This is a genomic window from Mesorhizobium sp. GW821-FHT07A06, from assembly GCF_059419085.1.
This window is the reverse complement of sequence record NZ_JBWKRC010000004.1, coordinates 467,918-484,801: the sequence shown is the minus strand read 5'-3', so window position 1 is coordinate 484,801 and position 16,884 is coordinate 467,918. Positions and strand designations below refer to the sequence as shown.

Here is a 16,884-nt window from a genome sequence, read left to right as displayed (position 1 = left end):
GAATGGGATGTCAAACTCCTAACCGGGAATCTTGCCGCCCAGCTCATCCTCGATATGCGCCTGGATGATCTCGTCAAAACTCTTCTCGGCGCTGAAGCCGAGTTCTCGTGAGCGTCTTGCCTCGAAGCGGGTCGGCCAGCCCTTGACGATCGCCCAGATCGTCTCGTCCGGCACCTCGCGGATCAGGCCTGCCGTCTTCGGCCCGGCGATGCGCTCCAGCGCCTCGATCTGCTCGCCGACGGTGACGCCGACGCCAGGCATCGTCAGGTTGCGGCGCGGTCCGACGGCGGCACCTTCGATCTCGGCCGCATGGATCAGGAAATTCACCGCCGAGCGCGGACTGGCATGGGTATGCACGACCGAGCGCGGCACCGGCAGGATCGCCTCCTGGCCGCTCAACGGCTCGCGGATGATGCCGGAGAAGAAGCCGGAGGCCGCCTTGTTCGGCTTGCCAGGCCGCACGCAGATCGTCGGCAGCCGGATCCCGATGCCGTCGAAGAAGCCGCGCCTGGAATAGTCTGCCAGCAGCGCCTCGCTCATCTGCTTCTGCGTGCCATAGGAGGTCAGCGGCGTCGGATGGAACTCGTCGGGGATGACATCCGGGAACGGCGCGCCGAACACCGCGATCGACGAGGTGAAGACGACGCGTGGCGCAAAACTCGCCAGGCGGATGGCATCGAACAGCGCGCGCGTACCGTCGAGATTGACGCGGTAGCCAAGATCGAAATTCGCTTCCGCCTCGCCCGACACGATGCCGGCGAGATGGAAGACGACATCCGGTCGCGACGCGACCAGGCTCTCGGCGGCGCCCGCCTCCGCAAGGTCGCCGGTATGGGTGTCGATGCTGACGCCGTCCATGGCCGGGGCCTGCGGTGGCACGATGTCATGCAAATCGAGCGCCGTGATCTTTTTGCCGCGCAGCATGCCGTCCTTGGCCAGCCTGGCGATGAGCTTGCGGCCGACCATACCCGCGGCGCCAGTGATCAGAATGCGCATGTCAGATATCCCTTACTTGCCCTGATTTTTGCGCTGGCTGCGCGCGCGCAGCCAGAACACGAGGAAAAACGCCAGCACGAAAACGATGCCGAAGATGCCGGCCAGCACGGTCGAAAGACTGCCCAGTGCCAGCATCACCGTCGGCAGGTAGAAGGCCGCGATGCCGAACAGAAGCATGATCCACAGCGCGGCAATGGCCGCGTTCCTGGTGTCGCGGTCCATCATGCTGCACCGGGACAGCAGGCGTTCGTCGGGCTGGCTTTCAAACTGTGGAACTCCTGAGGCAAGGCCGATCGATATCAAACGGATCGAACCTAGTGGTGGTGGTCGTGATGCGGGGCCGCATCGTGCCCGTGATCGTGGCCGTCGCCCTCGTCGGCGCATTGGTCGAATTCCGGCTCCACGGTGGCATGGCTGATGCCGTGCTCGCTGGCAAGCCGCTTCTTTATGGTGCTGACCGCCTGATGCGCGTCGACGCCCTCGTCAAGGCAGGCATGCAGCGTGGCCATGTTGCTTGAGCCGTCGATCGACCAGATATGCATATGGTGCACTTCGCGCACGCCCTTCACCGTTACCGCGAGATCACTTGCGATGAGATCCCGGTCGAGGGTTGGCGGCACGCCCTCCAGCAGCACGTGGGCGGCGGCGCGCATCAGCGACCATGCCGTCGACAGGATCAGCAGCGAGACCAGCACCGACAGGATCGGATCGATCGGCGTCCAGCCGGTCGCCAGGATCACCAGTGCCGCCACGATAGCCGCCGCCGAGCCGAGCAGGTCGCCAAGCACATGCAGGATGGCGCCGCGCATGTTGAGGCTCTCGCGGTCGCCGCCATGCAGCACCAGGAAGGAGGCGACATTGACCAGGAGGCCGAGGATCGCCACCGCCAGCATCGGTCCGCCCAGCACTGGCGCAGGCATTTGCAGGCGCCTCCACGCCTCGTAGACGATCCACAGCGCGATGACGAAGATAGCGATGCCGTTGGTGTAGGCCACCAGGGTCTTCACCCGGCCGAAACCGTAGGTGAGTTGTCCGGTCGCCGGTCGCCCCGCAAGATGGAAGGCATACCAGGCAAGGCCGAGCGCGATCGCGTCGGCAAGCATGTGGCCGGCATCGGCCAGCAGCGCCAGCGACCCGGTGAAGAGGCCGCCAAGCGCTTCCGCAACCATGAAGCCTGCCGTCAGGCAGGCCGCGACCAGCACACGCTTCTTGTCGGTAGAGCCGTGCACGTGACCGGCACTGCCATGATCATGGCCGCTGTGGTCGTGGGAATGCGTATGCGCCAAATGGCAAACTCCCGTTGAGCCCCGAATTCAGCTCACGCCCCGAACTGCGAGCGAAAATCCTCGAGCCGCCGCGTCTGCTGGCCGTCGCCATCGAAATTGGCCGGATCGAGCCACGCCCCATAGGCGTTGCGAAGGGCCGGCCATTCCTTGTCGATGATCGAATACCATGCGGTGTCGCGGTTTTCACCCTTGACGATGAGGTGCTGGCGGAAAATGCCCTCGAACTTGAAGCCGAACCGTTCCGCGGCGCGCTTCGACGGTTCGTTGCGGTTGTTGCATTTCCATTCGTAGCGGCGATAGCCAAGATCGTCGAAGACATATTTCATGAACAGGAACTGCGCTTCCGTCGCGCCCGGCTTGCGCGAGATCAGCGGCCCCCAATAGATGTTGCCGATCTCGATGACGCCGTAAGCGGGATCGATGCGCATCAATGTCTGGCGTCCGGCGACCTTGCCGCTGGCCTTGTCGATGACGGCAAAGAACAGCGGATCCTCGCTGGCCTCGACCTTGTCCAGCCAGGGTTGGAAGGCGGCGCGGGTTTCCGGCGGATAGTCGGGCAGCCAGGCGAAGCGGCCGTCGACGTCGGACACGGAAGACGCTTCATAGAGCCCATCACCGTGCCTTGCGGCGCTCAGCGGTTCAAGCCGGACATATCGACCGTCGATCGCCTTGCGCTCCGGACGCGGGCGTGGCTGCCAATTCGCGAGATTTTCCGACACCGAAGACTCCAATCCGTTTGACTTTTGCGGGCCGAAGCTCACAAAAACACGACCTCACAGCAAGAACCACATGGACGGGAAAAATGCTCCACACGATTTCGGCCTTCGACCGTCTCGGCGAGGAAAATGCCTTCGCGGTGCTCGCGAGGGCGACGGCACTTGCCCAGCAGGGCCGCGACATCGTCAATCTCGGCATCGGCCAGCCGGACTTCAAGACGCCGCAGCATATCGTCGAGGCGGCGATCAAGGCGCTGCGTGACGGCCACCACGGCTACACGCCGGCCAACGGGCTTTTGGCAACGCGCGAGGCAGTGGTTCGCCGCACGCTGACCACCACGGGCGTCGAGGTTTCGCCCGAGACGGTGATGATCCTGCCCGGCGGCAAGCCGACCATGTTCGCCGCCATCCTGATGTTCGGCGAGCCCGGCGCGGAAATCCTCTATCCGGATCCGGGCTTTCCCATCTACCGCTCGATGATCGAATTCACCGGTGCCGCCCCCATTCCTGTGCCGATGCGCGAGGAAAACGGCTTTGCCTTTTCGGCCGAAGAAACGCTGGCGCTGATCACACCGAAGACCAGGCTCTTGATCCTCAACTCACCAGCCAACCCGACCGGCGGCGTCACGCCGCGTGCCGAGATCGAAAAGCTGGTCAAGGGACTGGAGAAGCATCCCGATGTCGCGATCCTCTCCGACGAGATCTACGATGTCATGACCTATGACGGCGAGACGCATTGCTCGCTGCTCGGCTATCCCGAGATCCGCGACCGGCTGATCGTGCTCAATGGCTGGTCCAAGACCTGGGCGATGACCGGCTGGCGCATGGGCTGGTCGATCTGGCCGAACGGCGACAAGGGCGCGCATCTCTACGACAAGGTGCGCAAGCTGGCGGTCAATTGCTGGTCCTGCGTCAACGCGCCGAGCCAGTTCGCCGGCATCGCCGCCATCGACGGCCCGCAGGACGACGTCGACACCATGATGCGCGCCTTCGACCGCCGCAGGAAGGTCGTCGTCGAGGGCCTGAACGCCTTGCCAAACATTTCCTGCATCACGCCCAAGGGCGCATTCTATGCCTTCCCCAACGTGTCGAAGACCGGCTGGAAGGCAAAGAAGCTGGCCTCGGCGCTGCTCGACGGCGCCGGCGTGGCGCTGATCGGCGGCCCCGATTTCGGCATTCTCGGCGAAGGCTATGTCAGGCTCTCCTACGCCAATTCCGAAGAGAACATCTTGCGCGCTCTGGAGCGGATCGGGGCGTTCCTGGCCAAGTAGGCCTCAAGGCAGGCCGGAGCCATTTCCGGATGGCTTGCGGCGGGCCGCCATGTCGATGTCATGATCCGTCCGGAGGCTCACGGCCAAGACTGTGCGTCCATGTCTGGAACGGTTACGGTCCCGAGATCAGGATCGAACCGGGATGCCCTAGATGTTTTATGCAATCCTTGCCTATCACGTGGAAGACGCGATCAAGGCGCTGACGCCGCAGGAAGACGCGGCCCTGATGGCCGAACTGCTCAAGATCAACACCCGGCTTCATGAGGAAGGCACTCTAGGACCGTCCGCGCGTCTGGGAGCGACACAGGACGCCTGCACCTTGCGCGGCCCTGGCGACGGCGTGATCATCGACGGCCCGTTCGCCGAGACCAAGGAACAGTTGCTCGGCCTCTATGTCGTGGACTGCGCCGCGCGGGACGAGGCAATCGCGATCGCCCGCGACCTTCGCCGCGTCAATCCGACCGCCGTCTACGAGATCAGGCCCATTCTGCTCTTCAAGCCGGGCGTACCACTGGCGGGAAAATGAGGTGGCGAGAGCCCTGCCTGTGCCCTCGGCTCAACCACGTCCGACGAACGGCATCTTGGTCGCCATGACAGTCATGAACAGCACATTGGCGTCGAGCGGCAGGCTCGCCATGTGCACGACGGCGTCGGCAACGCGCTGGACATCCATTACCGCTTCGGCGGCGATGGAGCCGTTGGCTTGCGGTACGCCGACGGTCATCGGCTGCGCCATGTCGGTCAGCGCGTTGCCGATGTCGATCTGGCCGCAAGCGATGTCATAGGGCCGGCCGTCGAGCGCCAGCGTCTTCGTCAATCCCGTGATGGCATGCTTGGTCGCCGTATAGGGCACCGAGCCCGGTCGCGGCGCGTAGGCCGACACAGAGCCGTTGTTGATGATGCGGCCGCCCATCGGCCGCTGTTTGCGCATGGCGCCGAAGGCGGCACGGGCGCACAGGAACGAACCGGTGAGATTGACGCCGACGATATCGTTCCAGACCTCGACCGGAATCTCGTCGATTGGCGTCGACTTGTAACCCATGCCGGCATTGTTGAAGAGCAGGTCGACGCGGCCGAAGGCCTCCGCCACCGTCTCGAACAGGTCGTCGACCTCGCCGGCCTTGCTGATGTCGCAGGCGACCGCCAACGCCCTGGCCGGGGTCCGGCCGGCCTCGGCGATGGCGCCATCCAGCACCGATTTGCGGCGGCCGCAGAACACGGTGTTCCAGCCGGCCTTGAGCAGTGCCGTGGCAACGCTCTTGCCGATACCCGTCCCTGCGCCGGTGACGATGGCGGTTTTTTGCTCGGTCATGACAGATACCTCCGGCAGCGCCGCGCGCGCCTGACTGATTTTCCAGGATTTTGCTCGGCAGCAGGCATCGCAAATGACGGCAGCGATGGCAAGCGCCCCAGGGCACGCCCTTGAGAAGTTGGAATCCGCTTTCGGAGGAAGCCCGGCAGGGGCCGACAAAAAGGGCGGTCATTGGCGACCGCCCTGATCTGAACCGGGCTTGGGAGGAGGAAAAGCCGATCCGACTGTGTAGAATCATGCGCTTCCTGAGTTAACGAAAGGTAAACGGCTCTCTGTGCCGTTTTGGCCTACCAGCGCGGGTTGGGCGAGGTGCCCGCCTTGCCAGCCGGAACCTTGGCCGCCGAAACCGTTGCCTCGACATGATCGACCAGAGGGTCCGGCAAACCGAGCCGGCCGGCCAGCAGGTCGAGATAGCCGCGCTCGGCGCGTGTGTCGGGATCGATGGTGAGGCGCGATGCGGTGTAGAGTTCGAGCTTCTGCGCGTCGGTCTTGGCACCCGCGACCAGCGTGTCGAGGTCGAGCGGGCTTTCCAGCTCCGCCATCAGGAATTTCTCGGCATCGGTGCCGATTCCCGCAAGACTGAGCTTGCCGGCGATCTTCTTGCGCTCCTCATCGTCGACATGGCCGTCGGCCTTGGCCGCCGAGATCATCGCGCGAACGAGCGTCAGCGTGAACTCATCCTCGCCTTGCGGCGCCTGCGAAGGGTGGAAGGCGGTGTCCTTGGGCGGCGGCAGCAATTCCGGTTCGCCGGCCGCGGGCGCCTGCTCCGGAGCATTGCCGGCCTTGTAGTTCTGGTAGGCCTTGTAGGCGAGACCACCGATCGCGGCCAAGCCACCGAGCTTCACCGCAGTGCCCGTCACCTGACGCCCGGCGCCGGTTCCAAGCAGCACGGCCGCGAGCGCGCCGGCCGCAAGCGGATTGTCCTTGGCCATCTGCACAGCCTGGCCCGCCTTGTCGCGGACGGTGCCGCTGGTGCCGGGAATTTGCGAGCCGAGCAGATCGTCGAGAAGCTTCTTGGGATCGAACATTCAGTGCCTCCAGCATGCGCCCGGCCGAACGGGCAGGTTTCGAACGCCGAAGACGTAGGTCCCGGAACTTGACATTGCAATGACAGGTCGCCGCTTTGCCGCGGCCCCGGAGCCTTGGGTTCAGGACCCGATATGCGGCCCCTTGCCCCGCGCCTCGGCGAGCTCGACCTGCCGCTGGCGCTCGGCATAACGCTGACGGTCCTCGTCCGACCGGGCATCGAAGCAATGCGGGCACGAGATACCCGCTGCATATTTCGGCGACGACAGCTCGCCTGCCGTCAGCGGATGGCGGCAAGCACGGCAGAGTTCCGCGTCTCCCTCGGCGAGGCCATGCGAAACGGAAACCCGCTCATCGAAGACGAAGCACTCGCCTTGCCACAGGCTCTGCGCGGCCGGAACCTCCTCGAGATATTTGAGGATGCCGCCTTTGAGGTGGAACACGCCCTCGAAGCCGAGCGACTTCACGTAGGCCGTCGCCTTTTCGCAGCGAATGCCGCCGGTGCAGAACATCGCCACCTTGCGGCCTTCGAGTTCGGCTCGATGCGCTTCCACCCAGGCCGGAAATTCGCGAAAGCTCGCGGTCGCCGGATCGACCGCGCCCTTGAAGGTGCCGATCGAAACTTCGTAGGCGTTGCGTGTGTCGATGACGATCGTGTCGGGCTCGGAAATCAGCGCGTTCCAATCGGCTGGTGCCACATAGGTGCCGGCGCTCGTCGCCGGGTCGATAGTCTCGATGCCCATGGTGACGATCTCGCGCTTCAGCCGCACCTTCATGCGATGGAAGGGCATTTCCGCGGCGCCGCTGTACTTGACCTCGAGGCCCGCCAGCCCGTCGATGGCTTCGATATAGTCGATCAGTTCGGCGATCGCTGCTTCGCTGCCCGCGACCGTGCCGTTGATGCCTTCATGCGCCAGGAGCAACGTGCCCTTGATGCCGCGGCCGCAACAGAAGGCGGCGAGCGGCGCGCGCAGTTCGTCAAAGGCATCGAGCCGGGCAAACCGGTAGAGCGCGGCGACGCGGATGGGCTGGCTTGTTGTGGACGGTGTCATTGCCAGAGCAACTAGACGCTCGTAAATCCTGTTTCAAGGTGAAACGGGCTTTGGTGCTTGTCATGGCCCTGTCGGGGAAGAGCCGATAAGTTGTCCGACAGCGCGTGACATCGCGACGCGACCGGTTTCGTGGACAGGCAAACACGCGTCTGCTAATCGGTTGAAATGAACCAGGAGCGCGCCACGCCGAGACGGATTCATACGGCGCGCTTGGGATACGGAGAGACAGATGCCCAGCAAGACCGAGAAACTCCTGTCACTCCTCAATGGCCAGCCGGTCATACCGGTGCTGAAGATCGCCAATGTTGCCGATGCGGTGCCTCTGGCCCGTGCCCTGGCACGTGGCGGCCTGCCGGCGATCGAGATCACGCTCAGGACCGCCGATGCGTTGGAAGCGATCCGCCGCGTGGCGGCCGAAGTCGAGGATGCCATTGTCGGCGCCGGCACCATTCTCGACGCCCGCCAGTTCGACGAAGCGGCGGCCGCTGGATCGAAATTCATTGTCAGCCCCGGCATCACCAGCCAGCTTCTGGCCGCGGCGAAAGACAGCGCCGTCCCATTGCTGCCCGGCGCCATCACGCCCGGCGAGATCATGGCCGCGCGCGAGGCAGGCCTGCGCTTCCTGAAATTCTTCCCGGCCGAGCAGTCCGGCGGCATCGCCTCGCTGAAGGCTTTCGCCTCGCCGCTCGCCGACGTCAAATTCTGCCCGACCGGCGGCATCACCGGCAAGAATGCCGCCGACTATCTCAGCCTGCCCAATGTCATCTGCGTCGGCGGTTCCTGGGTCGCGCCCGACGACATGGTCAAGGCGGGCAAATGGGACGAGATCGAAGCGCTTGCACGTGAAGCGAGCAAGCTCAGGAAATAGTCGATTCCCGCTCACCAGGGCAACGGACCGTTCTCATCGAAATAGCCGCCGGTGGGTCCGCCCGCCTTCAGCGTCGCCAATTGCACGATGATCCCGGCAGCCTGCTGCACCGTACGCCCGCCCCTATGCGCATTGAGGTCCGTCGCCGTGTAGCCGGGAGCGGCGGCGTTGACCATGATGCCGCGCGGGGAGAGCTCCCTGGCGAAGGCCACGGTGATGGCATTGAGCGCTGTTTTTGAGCTGCCATAGCTCATCACATTGGGCGACTGGCTGTTGCCGGCGGCGCGCGCGATCGAGCCGAGATAGCTGCTCACCATGACGATGCGCGCGGCGGGCGATGCCAGGAGCAGCGGCAGGAACGCCTGGGTGACGCGCACCGGGCCGAAGACGTTGACGTCATAGGTGGCCTTCATATCGGTGATATCCTCGCGGCTCGGCGGCCGTTCGTAGCGGCCGTCCGGTCCCAGCGCGTCAACATAGCCGGGGGCAATGCCGGCATTGTTGACCAACGCGTCGAGGCTGGATACCTGCGCTCCCAGGGTCTTGGCCGCGGCTGCCACGCTGTCGTCGCTGGAGACGTCGAGCTCGAGCCATTTGACGTCGAACCCTTCGTTGCACAACGCCTTTGCCGCGGCCTCCCCGCGCTCGGCGTCGCGGGCGCCGGCCCAGACCTTGAACCCCAGGGCCGCCAGCCGGCGAGTGGTCTCGAGGCCGATACCCTTGTTGGCGCCGGTGACCAGCGCATTTCTCTGCGTCGTCATGTCGATGTCTCCGTCTTTGGTGACCTGGAGATGACGTGCCTCGGCCGGTTTCGCGCGCCGGATACTCGCGCCCTCTTGCCTAATCCTCTCAATTGGTTGCGCGGGCCGCCCGGATCGGCAATGCTGGGGGATGGAAGAGGTTTTGCGGGAATTGATCGGCATCGCCGGCCGCCATGCGCATGGGCGGCGCACCAAGACGGCGATCCCGCGCGTCACGATCGGCCGCAGCGAGGTCGCGACCCCGCCCCTGCCCGAGCTTTGCCAACCGACGGCGCTGTTCGTGCTGCAGGGGACCAAGACGGTGCTGATCGGCGACCGCACGCTTCGCTATGGCGCCGGCAGCTATTTCATCTATGCGGTGGAAACGCCGGCCACCAGCCAGCTCATCGAGGCGAGCAGCGCCCGTCCTTACACGGCCATCGCCTTCGCCCTCGATGTCGGGCTGATCGCCGCCCTGATCATCGACCACAAGCCGGCGGTGGACGGCGACGGCTTCATGACCAACCGGGCCGATGATGAACTGCTCGATGCATGGCGCCGCATGCTGCGGCTGCTCGACCGGCCAACCGAAATTCCCGTGCTCGCGCCCATGCTCGAACGCGAGATCGCGTTCCGCTTGCTGCAAGGTCCGCAAGGGGCGAAGTTGCGGCAGCTCGCGCACGCCGATGGCCGCCTGTCACAGATACGCCGCGCCACCGCCTGGATACGAGCACACTACAACGAACCCATCGATGTAACGGAGCTGGCCGAACTCGCGCATATGAGCAACGCTTCGTTCCATCGCCATTTCAAGGCGGCGACCGCCATGAGCCGGATGCAGTATCAGAAGCAGGTGCGTCTGCTGCAGGCTCGTCATCTGCTGATCGCGGAGCCGGGCAGCGCCATGCGTGTCGCCTTTGCCGTCGGCTATGAAAGCGCTTCGCAGTTCAGCCGGGAATATGCGCGCCATTTCGGACTACCGCCGGCGCGCGACGCCGCCCGGCTTCTGGCCAAGGGCGAAGCAGCCACGCTGGAAATCGACTAGAGCGCTCGGAACCAAGCCCTGAGCGCTGCGTCGGCTGGCACATGAAAAGCCCGGCCGACTCTCGTCGACCGGGCCAATTCTCCCGGATCCCATCGCTTCCGGATCAGCGGCAGACCTTGACCTTCTCGGTCACCCTGTGATGGTGCACCCAATGCGTGACCAGCTTGGTCCTGCAGTGATGCTTGCCATTCTTGATGATCACGGTTTCGGCTCGCGACGGAGCGATCGCGGCGGATGCTGCAACCAATGCCAGAACGGATGCCAGTAGAATTTTCTTCATGAATTTCCCCAGGGTTGGAACGTACCCACGCTAACCCGCAAACAGCCAGGCCGTTCCGGCTTCACGAGAAGTTCAGTCCGCGTGATTCACCGGGTTGGGTGCCGGATGCATCACCCCGGACAGCAAAAAGCCGCGCTGGTCGCCCGGCGCGGCTTTGTCTCGTCTGGCCAGCAGGCTATTTCGTCTGGAAGCGGGCCACCGACATGAACTTGACGGCGTTGCCGGTGAACCGGTTGGCGTCGGCGACCTGGTTGCTCGGCTGGAAGCCGGCCGTGTAGACCTCGCTCGGCGGCGTATGCACGATGTTGTAGGCGTAGCCCGGCGCCGTCGTCGCAGCCGAAGCGGTGGCGACGTTCTCGCCGCTGGTCAGCGCCCAGCGGGCGGCCTGGGGCGCGGCGGCGACCACCATGGCCCTGGGGCCGGGCTTCTGGTCGCGGGGGGTGGCCCTGGCTTCCTTGCGGGTCGTCTTCACGCCGGCGCCGATCGCGGCGGCCGGATCGGAACCGGCCGGGCGGGCGGCAACCGCCTGACGCGGCGATGCGGCATCGACACCTGACGGATCGTTGAAGGCCGAGCGCGGTTCTTGCGACAGCGACGCAACCTTGTATTCGTCGGCATTGCCGACCTGGGCATTGGCCTCGTCAAGCACGGCCTTGACGGCGTCCGGCTTGGCCGGTTCGGGACGCGCCGTCGGCAGCACCGAGAACGCATCGGACGCGGTCTTGCCCTGTTCGGCCGTATCCGCCAGCGCCATCAGCACATCCTTGCTGGGCGGCGGTGCGAGATCAGCCGGCAGCGTGCGTTCGGGACGCCACGTCGGCAAGGGGATGTTGTTGACGGCAACCTGCGCCGGATCGGCCGCCGCCGCCACAGTGGCGGGATCAGCCTTGGCGAACGGCATGTTCGCCGGCGCCTGCGCGGTCGCCACGGCCTGTTCGGTGGTCGCCGTCGCGTCCGCCATGGCGAACGGAACATTCTCAGGCTGAGCACCGACATCGGCCTTCGGCCGCGGCGCGAAATCGGGCAGCGGAATCTCCCTAGCCGGCAGCGCGGCGATGATCGTTTCCGGCGTGTCCTTCACCGGTTCCGGAGCCTGCTCGTCGGCAATCTGCGGGATGTTGGCGCGCTGTGCATTCTCGGGCGCTACGATGGCGATGCCCGGCAGGTTGCTCTTGGCGGTCGCGGCCGGCTTCAGGTTTCTAGCCTTGGGCGCAGGGGCGGCCGAAGCGGTCTCGACGTCGGCGCTGTCGTCGGCTTCATCGTCGCCGCCACCACCGAAGAAGGCGGAGAGGAAGCCACCGGACTTCTTGCCGCTGCCGCCGGCGCTCGCAAGCTCGACATTGGGCGTACCGGCACCCTTGCGCGCCTTGTAGGCGGCCATCGCCTGCTCATAGCCCGGCAGCGGCCGGCCGTCGCTCGGCACATGCAGGGTCTTGCCGTTGGGGAACAGGCTGACCAGTTCCTGCCGGCTGATGCCGGGCCAGTGGCGTACATTGCCGACATCCATATGGACGAACGGCGAACCGGAGGTCGGGTAATAGCCGACGCCACCGCCCTGCATCTTCAGGCCGATGTTGCGCAGCTTCTTCAGCGGCACGCCGGGAATATAGAAATCCATCGCCTTGCCGAGCATATGCTGGCTCTTCTCGGCAACGCCCCGGCTGCGGCTGCGCAGCATCGAGTTCGTCGACGGCGAACGGTAACCGCAGACGACCTGGATATAGTCGGTGGCGCCGCTTTCGCGATATGCTTCCCAGACCAGGTCCAGCAGGCGCGGATCCATCTTGGTCGGTTCGTTGCGGCGCCAGTCGCGCAGGATGATGTTGATCTTCCTCAGGCCCTCCGGATCGTAGCGGCCATTGCGCTTGTAGACGATCTCCGCCTTCTCATGCGTGTGGAGGTGGTAAAGCTTCAGCGAACGAACTTCGGCCTGGGCGCTGGTGGCGACCGCGGCAACAAAACCAAAAGCGACAATCACCGCTGCCAGCCATCTCGGCCAGACGCTCAGATGATGATGCCGCCCGTTTGTGAGTCGTTCGATTCTGTTCAAATCAAAAGGCCTTGCAGGCTGCCGTTTGTCCCCGGATTTGCCCAAACGGACGTGTCGTTTTCACATCCGAATATCAATCCTAATGGTTAATCATCGCTTATTGAAGCCGAAATGCGGTAACACCATGGCGATATCCCGTCAAAAATTGTTCACAAGGTTTCTTGGTAAACCGCTGGTTTAGATCAGGATTCCGGCTTTTGACAGAACACGATCTGTTACCATTAGCCTTAATGCGTGAACAGAGCTGTCCACGGGCATGCCATATTCCGGCCGAACCCCGCTGACAGCGGGACAAACTCTGGCATCGCAAGCTGGTCCCGGCCTTGCGTCCGATGCATGTTGCCCAAACCTGGCTTCGGTTTCGGGGCGAACGACATGCACGGGACATGACCTGACACGCGGCGCGGAGGTCCGGTTCGGCGCGACGCGATTAGGACGCCAACCGTTCCACGCGGCCGGTTTCCGGGTCGATGCCATATTCCTTGAGCTTGCGGTAAAGCGTCGAGCGGCCGATGCCGAGGCGGCGCGCGACTTCGCTCATCTGGCCGTTGTAATGGTCGATGGCGAGCTTGATCATCTCGAGCTCGACGTCGGCGAGCGCCCGCACATTGCCGCGTTCGTCGAGCGCCCGCAGGGTGCCGAAGCGAGGCTGAAGCCGCGGGGGCAGTTCGGCCTCGGCCATCGCCTCGCCGCCCAGGATATCGTCGTCGCGAGGTTCCAGCGACGGTGGCGCGGCGACGTCAGTTTCGAGATTGACGGTGCCTTCGACCTGCGCCCGGATCTGTGGAAAATCATCGACACCGAGCACGTCGCCGTCACACAGCACCGAAGCGCGGAAGACGGCGTTTTCCAGCTGCCGGATGTTGCCGGGCCAGTCATAGGCCTGCAGCACGGCAAGTGCCGGCGCCGAAATGCCTTGCAGGCGATGGCGCGGGTCGGCGGGTGCCACCTTCTCCATGAAATGCGTGACCAGATGCGGAATGTCGTCGCGGCGGTCGCGCAGCGGCGGCACGAAGATCGGATAGACGTTCAGCCGGTAGAACAGATCCTCGCGGAACTTGCCGTCCTTGACCTGCTGCAGCAGGTTGCGGTGCGTCGCCGAAATCAGCCTTATGTCGACCTTGACGGTCGAGCGGCCACCGACCGGATCGACCTCGCCCTCCTGCACGGCGCGCAACAGCTTGACCTGGACGTCGAGCGGCAAGTCGCCGATCTCGTCGAGGAACAGCGTGCCCGTATGCGCTTCGACGAACTTGCCGGTGTGCTTGTCGGTGGCGCCGGTGAACGAGCCCTTCTCGTGGCCGAACAGGATCGATTCGACCAGATTGTCGGGAATGGCGCCGCAATTGACCGTGACGAAAGGCTTCGAGCGGCGGTCGCCGCTGCCCTGGATGGCGCGCGCCACCAGCTCCTTGCCGACGCCGGATTCGCCTTCGATCAGGATCGGGATGTTGGAGGCGGCCGCTTTCTGGCCAAGCCGTATCACCCTGTCCATGGCCTGGCTGTGGGTGATCATGTCCCTGAAGGTCAGCAGCCCGCCGCGCCTGCGCGACGTGCGCTTGACCTCACCCTCGACCGCTTCGACCTTGAGCGCTTTGGCGATCGACGCCTGCAGCCTGTCGGGCGACGCCGGCTTGACGACGAAATCGAAGGCGCCATGGCGCATCGCCGACACAACGGTTTCGATGCCGCCCTGGGCGGTCTGGACGATGACCGGGACGGTGATGTCGCGTTCACGCATCGCCTTCAGCACGCCGATGCCGTCGAGGCCGGGCATGACCAGATCGAGGATCACCACCGAAACGTCGCGGGCCGTTGGCCCGTCGAGCACTTCAAGGCCGGCGGCGCCGCCGTCGACGACGATTGCCGCGTGGCCGAAGCGCGTCACTGCCGCCTCGAGCAGCCGGCGCTGCACGGGATCGTCATCGACTATGAGTATGGAACCTGTCATGACTGTCTTGATTTGCCCGCGCCCGAAATCCCCATGGATCATCTTGGCACAGGGTTCTAAACAAGGTTTCAAAAAACCCGGTGAACGAATTCCTTAGGATTTGACCGGCTTCTCCGTTCTCCCTGATTCTGGGCCCTTGATTCTGACCCCGTGATTCACAGAAGGTATGTCGATGCGCATGATGTTTGGTCGGCGGCTTGCGGCACCAGCGTCCGGTCAGGGCGCGGCCGAGCTTGGCGATCTGCCGGAATGGAACCTTGCCGACCTCTATGCCGGCATGGAAGCCCCGGAACTGAAGCGTGACATCGCCAGGGCCGCCGCCGACGCGATCGCCTTCGAGACCCGCTGGAAGGGTACGCTCGCCGCCGAGGCCGGGCGCGGCGGCGCCGGCAAGCTGGGCGAAGCGCTGGTCGCCTACGAGGCCCTGGAGGAACTGATCGGCCGCATCGTCTCCTATGCCGGCCTGGTCTATGCCGGCAACACCGCCGACCCGCAGCGCGCCAAGCTCTATGGCGACATCCAGGAGAGGATGACCGACGCCAGCGCGCATCTTCTGTTCTTCGCGCTCGAACTGAACCTGATCGACGACGCCGCGATCGAAAGCGCGCTGGCCGGCGATCCCGCTTTCGGCCACTATCGGCCCTGGGTGCTCGACCTGCGCATGGACAAGCCCTACCAGCTCGAGGATCGTGTCGAGCAGCTTTTCCATGAGAAGTCGATCACCGGACGCGGAGCCTGGAACCGTCTGTTCGACGAGACGATGACCGACCTTCGCTTCAACGTCGATGGCGAGGAATTGACGCTGGAGCCGGCACTCAACCGTTTGCAGGATGCCGACGGCGAGGTGCGCCGCCGCGCCTCAGAGGCGCTGGCCGCGACCTTCCGCAAGAATTTGCGCACCTTCACGCTGATCACCAACACGCTGGCCAAGGACAAGGAAATATCCGACCGCTGGCGCGGCTTCGAGGACATCGCCGATTCACGCCATCTCGCCAACCGTGTCGAGCGCGGCGTGGTCGACGCGCTCGCCGCCGCGGTGCGCGAGGCCTATCCGCGCCTGTCGCACCGCTACTACGCGATGAAGGCGCGGTGGCTCGGCATGGAAGTAATGAACCACTGGGATCGCAACGCTCCACTGCCGGAGACGCCACAGGCGGTGATCGGCTGGGACGAAGCCAGGAATACCGTGCTCTCCGCCTATCAGCGCTTCTCGCCCGAGATGGCCGAGATCGCGCGCACCTTCTTCGACCGCAACTGGATCGACGCCCCGGTAAGGCCCGGCAAGTCGCCTGGCGCCTTTGCCCATCCGACCGTGCCGTCGGCGCACCCCTATGTGCTGCTCAACTACATGGGCAAGCCGCGCGATGTGATGACGCTGGCGCATGAGCTCGGCCACGGCGTGCATCAGGTGCTGGCGGCCGGCCAGGGCGCGCTGATGGCCTCGACGCCGCTGACGCTGGCCGAGACCGCTTCCGTGTTCGGCGAGATGCTGACCTTCCGCTCGCTGCTCGAGCGGACCACCGACAGGCGTGAGCGCAAGGCCATGCTCGCCCAGAAGGTCGAAGACATGATCAACACGGTGGTGCGCCAGATCGCCTTCTACGAATTCGAGCGCAAGGTGCATGCGGAACGCCGCAACGGCGAACTGACGTCAGACAGGCTCGGCCAGTTCTGGCTGGAAGTGCAGGCCGAAAGCCTGGGGCCCGCGATCAAGCTGCGCGAAGGCTACGAGGTCTTCTGGACCTACATCCCGCACTTCATCCATTCGCCTTTCTACGTCTATGCGTATGCTTTCGGGGACTGCCTGGTGAACTCGCTCTACGCGGTCTACCAGAACGCCGAGCGCGGCTTCCAGGACAAGTATTTCGAGATGCTGCGCGCCGGCGGCACAAAGCATCATTCGCAGCTTCTGGCGCCCTTCGGCCTCGACGCCACCGATCCCGCCTTCTGGCAGATCGGGCTTGGCGTGATCAGCGGCCTGATCGACGAACTGGAATCCCTCGACAGTTGAGACGCGTCTCGCATGGGCAAAACAGTTTAGCCGGAATGCATGTTGGGATCGCAGTATTCTTGCGCTAAATATTTGTTCTTGAAGAACTCTAGGCAGAAGTTTTTCCCATAGCTTTCCGTAAGCTCTATGATAGCCTTCGCTCCAAGCTCAGCCGGAGCGCATGCGGATCGGCGAGGGAAATCTCAGCCGGCCGTGACGCTCAGGCGAACGCGACAACGGCCGTTGGCCATGGGCAAGCAAAGCCGATTGCCAACAGCTCGAACCGAAGCCGGCTGTTCTG

Annotated in this window: 16 protein-coding genes; 5 read left to right on the top strand and 11 right to left on the bottom strand. The window is 64.4% G+C overall.

Features of this window, described 5'->3' with window-relative positions; translation table 11 throughout:
• Positions 1-18 precede the first annotated feature (18 nt).
• The 4 genes from denD to AC07SZ_RS16575 all read right to left on the bottom strand — a co-directional run bounded on the left by denD (position 19) and on the right by AC07SZ_RS16575 (position 3,001).
• Complete coding sequence (gene denD / locus AC07SZ_RS16590; RefSeq protein WP_056578337.1) at positions 19-996, bottom strand: D-erythronate dehydrogenase; 978 nt, start codon at positions 994-996, stop codon at positions 19-21.
• A 12-nt stretch (positions 997-1,008) separates the two neighbouring features.
• Positions 1,009-1,221 (bottom strand): hypothetical protein, encoded by a 213-nt coding sequence (locus AC07SZ_RS16585; RefSeq protein WP_081295203.1) that lies wholly within the window; start codon positions 1,219-1,221, stop codon positions 1,009-1,011.
• Between the two features lie 89 nt (positions 1,222-1,310).
• A complete protein-coding gene (locus tag AC07SZ_RS16580) occupies positions 1,311-2,282 on the bottom strand; it encodes a cation diffusion facilitator family transporter (RefSeq protein WP_056578338.1) in 972 nt (323 codons plus the stop codon).
• 32 nt (positions 2,283-2,314) lie between these two features.
• Positions 2,315-3,001, bottom strand: a complete 687-nt coding sequence (locus tag AC07SZ_RS16575) for a GNAT family N-acetyltransferase (RefSeq protein ID WP_056578405.1) — start codon at positions 2,999-3,001, stop codon at positions 2,315-2,317.
• An 83-nt stretch (positions 3,002-3,084) separates the two neighbouring features.
• Between AC07SZ_RS16575 and AC07SZ_RS16570 the strand changes: the two genes are divergently transcribed.
• A complete protein-coding gene (locus AC07SZ_RS16570; protein WP_494915110.1) occupies positions 3,085-4,269 on the top strand; it encodes a pyridoxal phosphate-dependent aminotransferase in 1,185 nt (394 codons plus the stop codon).
• A 151-nt stretch (positions 4,270-4,420) separates the two neighbouring features.
• Positions 4,421-4,795, top strand: a complete 375-nt coding sequence (locus tag AC07SZ_RS16565; protein ID WP_056578342.1) for a YciI family protein — start codon at positions 4,421-4,423, stop codon at positions 4,793-4,795.
• Between the two features lie 30 nt (positions 4,796-4,825).
• Here the strand turns inward: AC07SZ_RS16565 and AC07SZ_RS16560 are convergent, their stop codons facing one another.
• The 3 genes from AC07SZ_RS16560 to trhO all read right to left on the bottom strand — a co-directional run bounded on the left by AC07SZ_RS16560 (position 4,826) and on the right by trhO (position 7,659).
• Positions 4,826-5,581 (bottom strand): SDR family oxidoreductase, encoded by a 756-nt coding sequence (locus AC07SZ_RS16560; RefSeq protein ID WP_494915108.1) that lies wholly within the window; start codon positions 5,579-5,581, stop codon positions 4,826-4,828.
• 287 nt (positions 5,582-5,868) lie between these two features.
• Positions 5,869-6,609, bottom strand: a complete 741-nt coding sequence (locus tag AC07SZ_RS16555) for a tellurite resistance TerB family protein (RefSeq protein WP_056578345.1) — start codon at positions 6,607-6,609, stop codon at positions 5,869-5,871.
• 120 nt (positions 6,610-6,729) lie between these two features.
• A complete protein-coding gene (gene trhO, locus AC07SZ_RS16550) occupies positions 6,730-7,659 on the bottom strand; it encodes an oxygen-dependent tRNA uridine(34) hydroxylase TrhO (RefSeq protein ID WP_494915106.1) in 930 nt (309 codons plus the stop codon).
• Positions 7,660-7,888: 229 nt separating this feature from the next.
• Between trhO and AC07SZ_RS16545 the strand changes: the two genes are divergently transcribed.
• Positions 7,889-8,527 carry a 2-dehydro-3-deoxy-phosphogluconate aldolase gene (locus AC07SZ_RS16545; protein WP_056578350.1) on the top strand — a complete coding sequence of 213 codons (639 nt, stop codon included), beginning with the start codon at positions 7,889-7,891 and terminating at the stop codon, positions 8,525-8,527.
• 11 nt (positions 8,528-8,538) lie between these two features.
• Here AC07SZ_RS16545 and AC07SZ_RS16540 read toward each other — a convergent pair whose 3' ends face one another.
• The gene (locus AC07SZ_RS16540; protein WP_056578353.1) at positions 8,539-9,288 is read right to left on the bottom strand and encodes an SDR family oxidoreductase; all 750 of its coding nucleotides are present in this window, start codon (positions 9,286-9,288) and stop codon (positions 8,539-8,541) included.
• A 130-nt stretch (positions 9,289-9,418) separates the two neighbouring features.
• Between AC07SZ_RS16540 and AC07SZ_RS16535 the strand changes: the two genes are divergently transcribed.
• A complete protein-coding gene (locus AC07SZ_RS16535; RefSeq protein WP_494915104.1) occupies positions 9,419-10,312 on the top strand; it encodes an AraC family transcriptional regulator in 894 nt (297 codons plus the stop codon).
• Between the two features lie 103 nt (positions 10,313-10,415).
• On the opposite strand, the gene AC07SZ_RS16530 is transcribed toward AC07SZ_RS16535, so the two are convergent.
• From AC07SZ_RS16530 to AC07SZ_RS16520, 3 genes are all read right to left on the bottom strand, one after another.
• Positions 10,416-10,592 (bottom strand): hypothetical protein, encoded by a 177-nt coding sequence (locus AC07SZ_RS16530; protein ID WP_081295183.1) that lies wholly within the window; start codon positions 10,590-10,592, stop codon positions 10,416-10,418.
• A 175-nt stretch (positions 10,593-10,767) separates the two neighbouring features.
• Positions 10,768-12,570, bottom strand: a complete 1,803-nt coding sequence (locus AC07SZ_RS16525) for a peptidoglycan L,D-endopeptidase MepK (protein WP_494915102.1) — start codon at positions 12,568-12,570, stop codon at positions 10,768-10,770.
• 502 nt (positions 12,571-13,072) lie between these two features.
• Positions 13,073-14,593, bottom strand: coding sequence for a sigma-54-dependent transcriptional regulator (locus tag AC07SZ_RS16520; protein ID WP_494915100.1), 1,521 nt, complete (start codon positions 14,591-14,593; stop codon positions 13,073-13,075).
• A gap of 172 nt (positions 14,594-14,765) precedes the next feature.
• Here AC07SZ_RS16520 and AC07SZ_RS16515 point away from each other — a divergent pair, with 172 nt between their 5' ends.
• Entirely contained in the window at positions 14,766-16,604 is a 1,839-nt protein-coding gene (locus AC07SZ_RS16515) for a M3 family oligoendopeptidase (RefSeq protein WP_056577928.1), read from the top strand.
• Positions 16,605-16,884 lie beyond the last annotated feature (280 nt).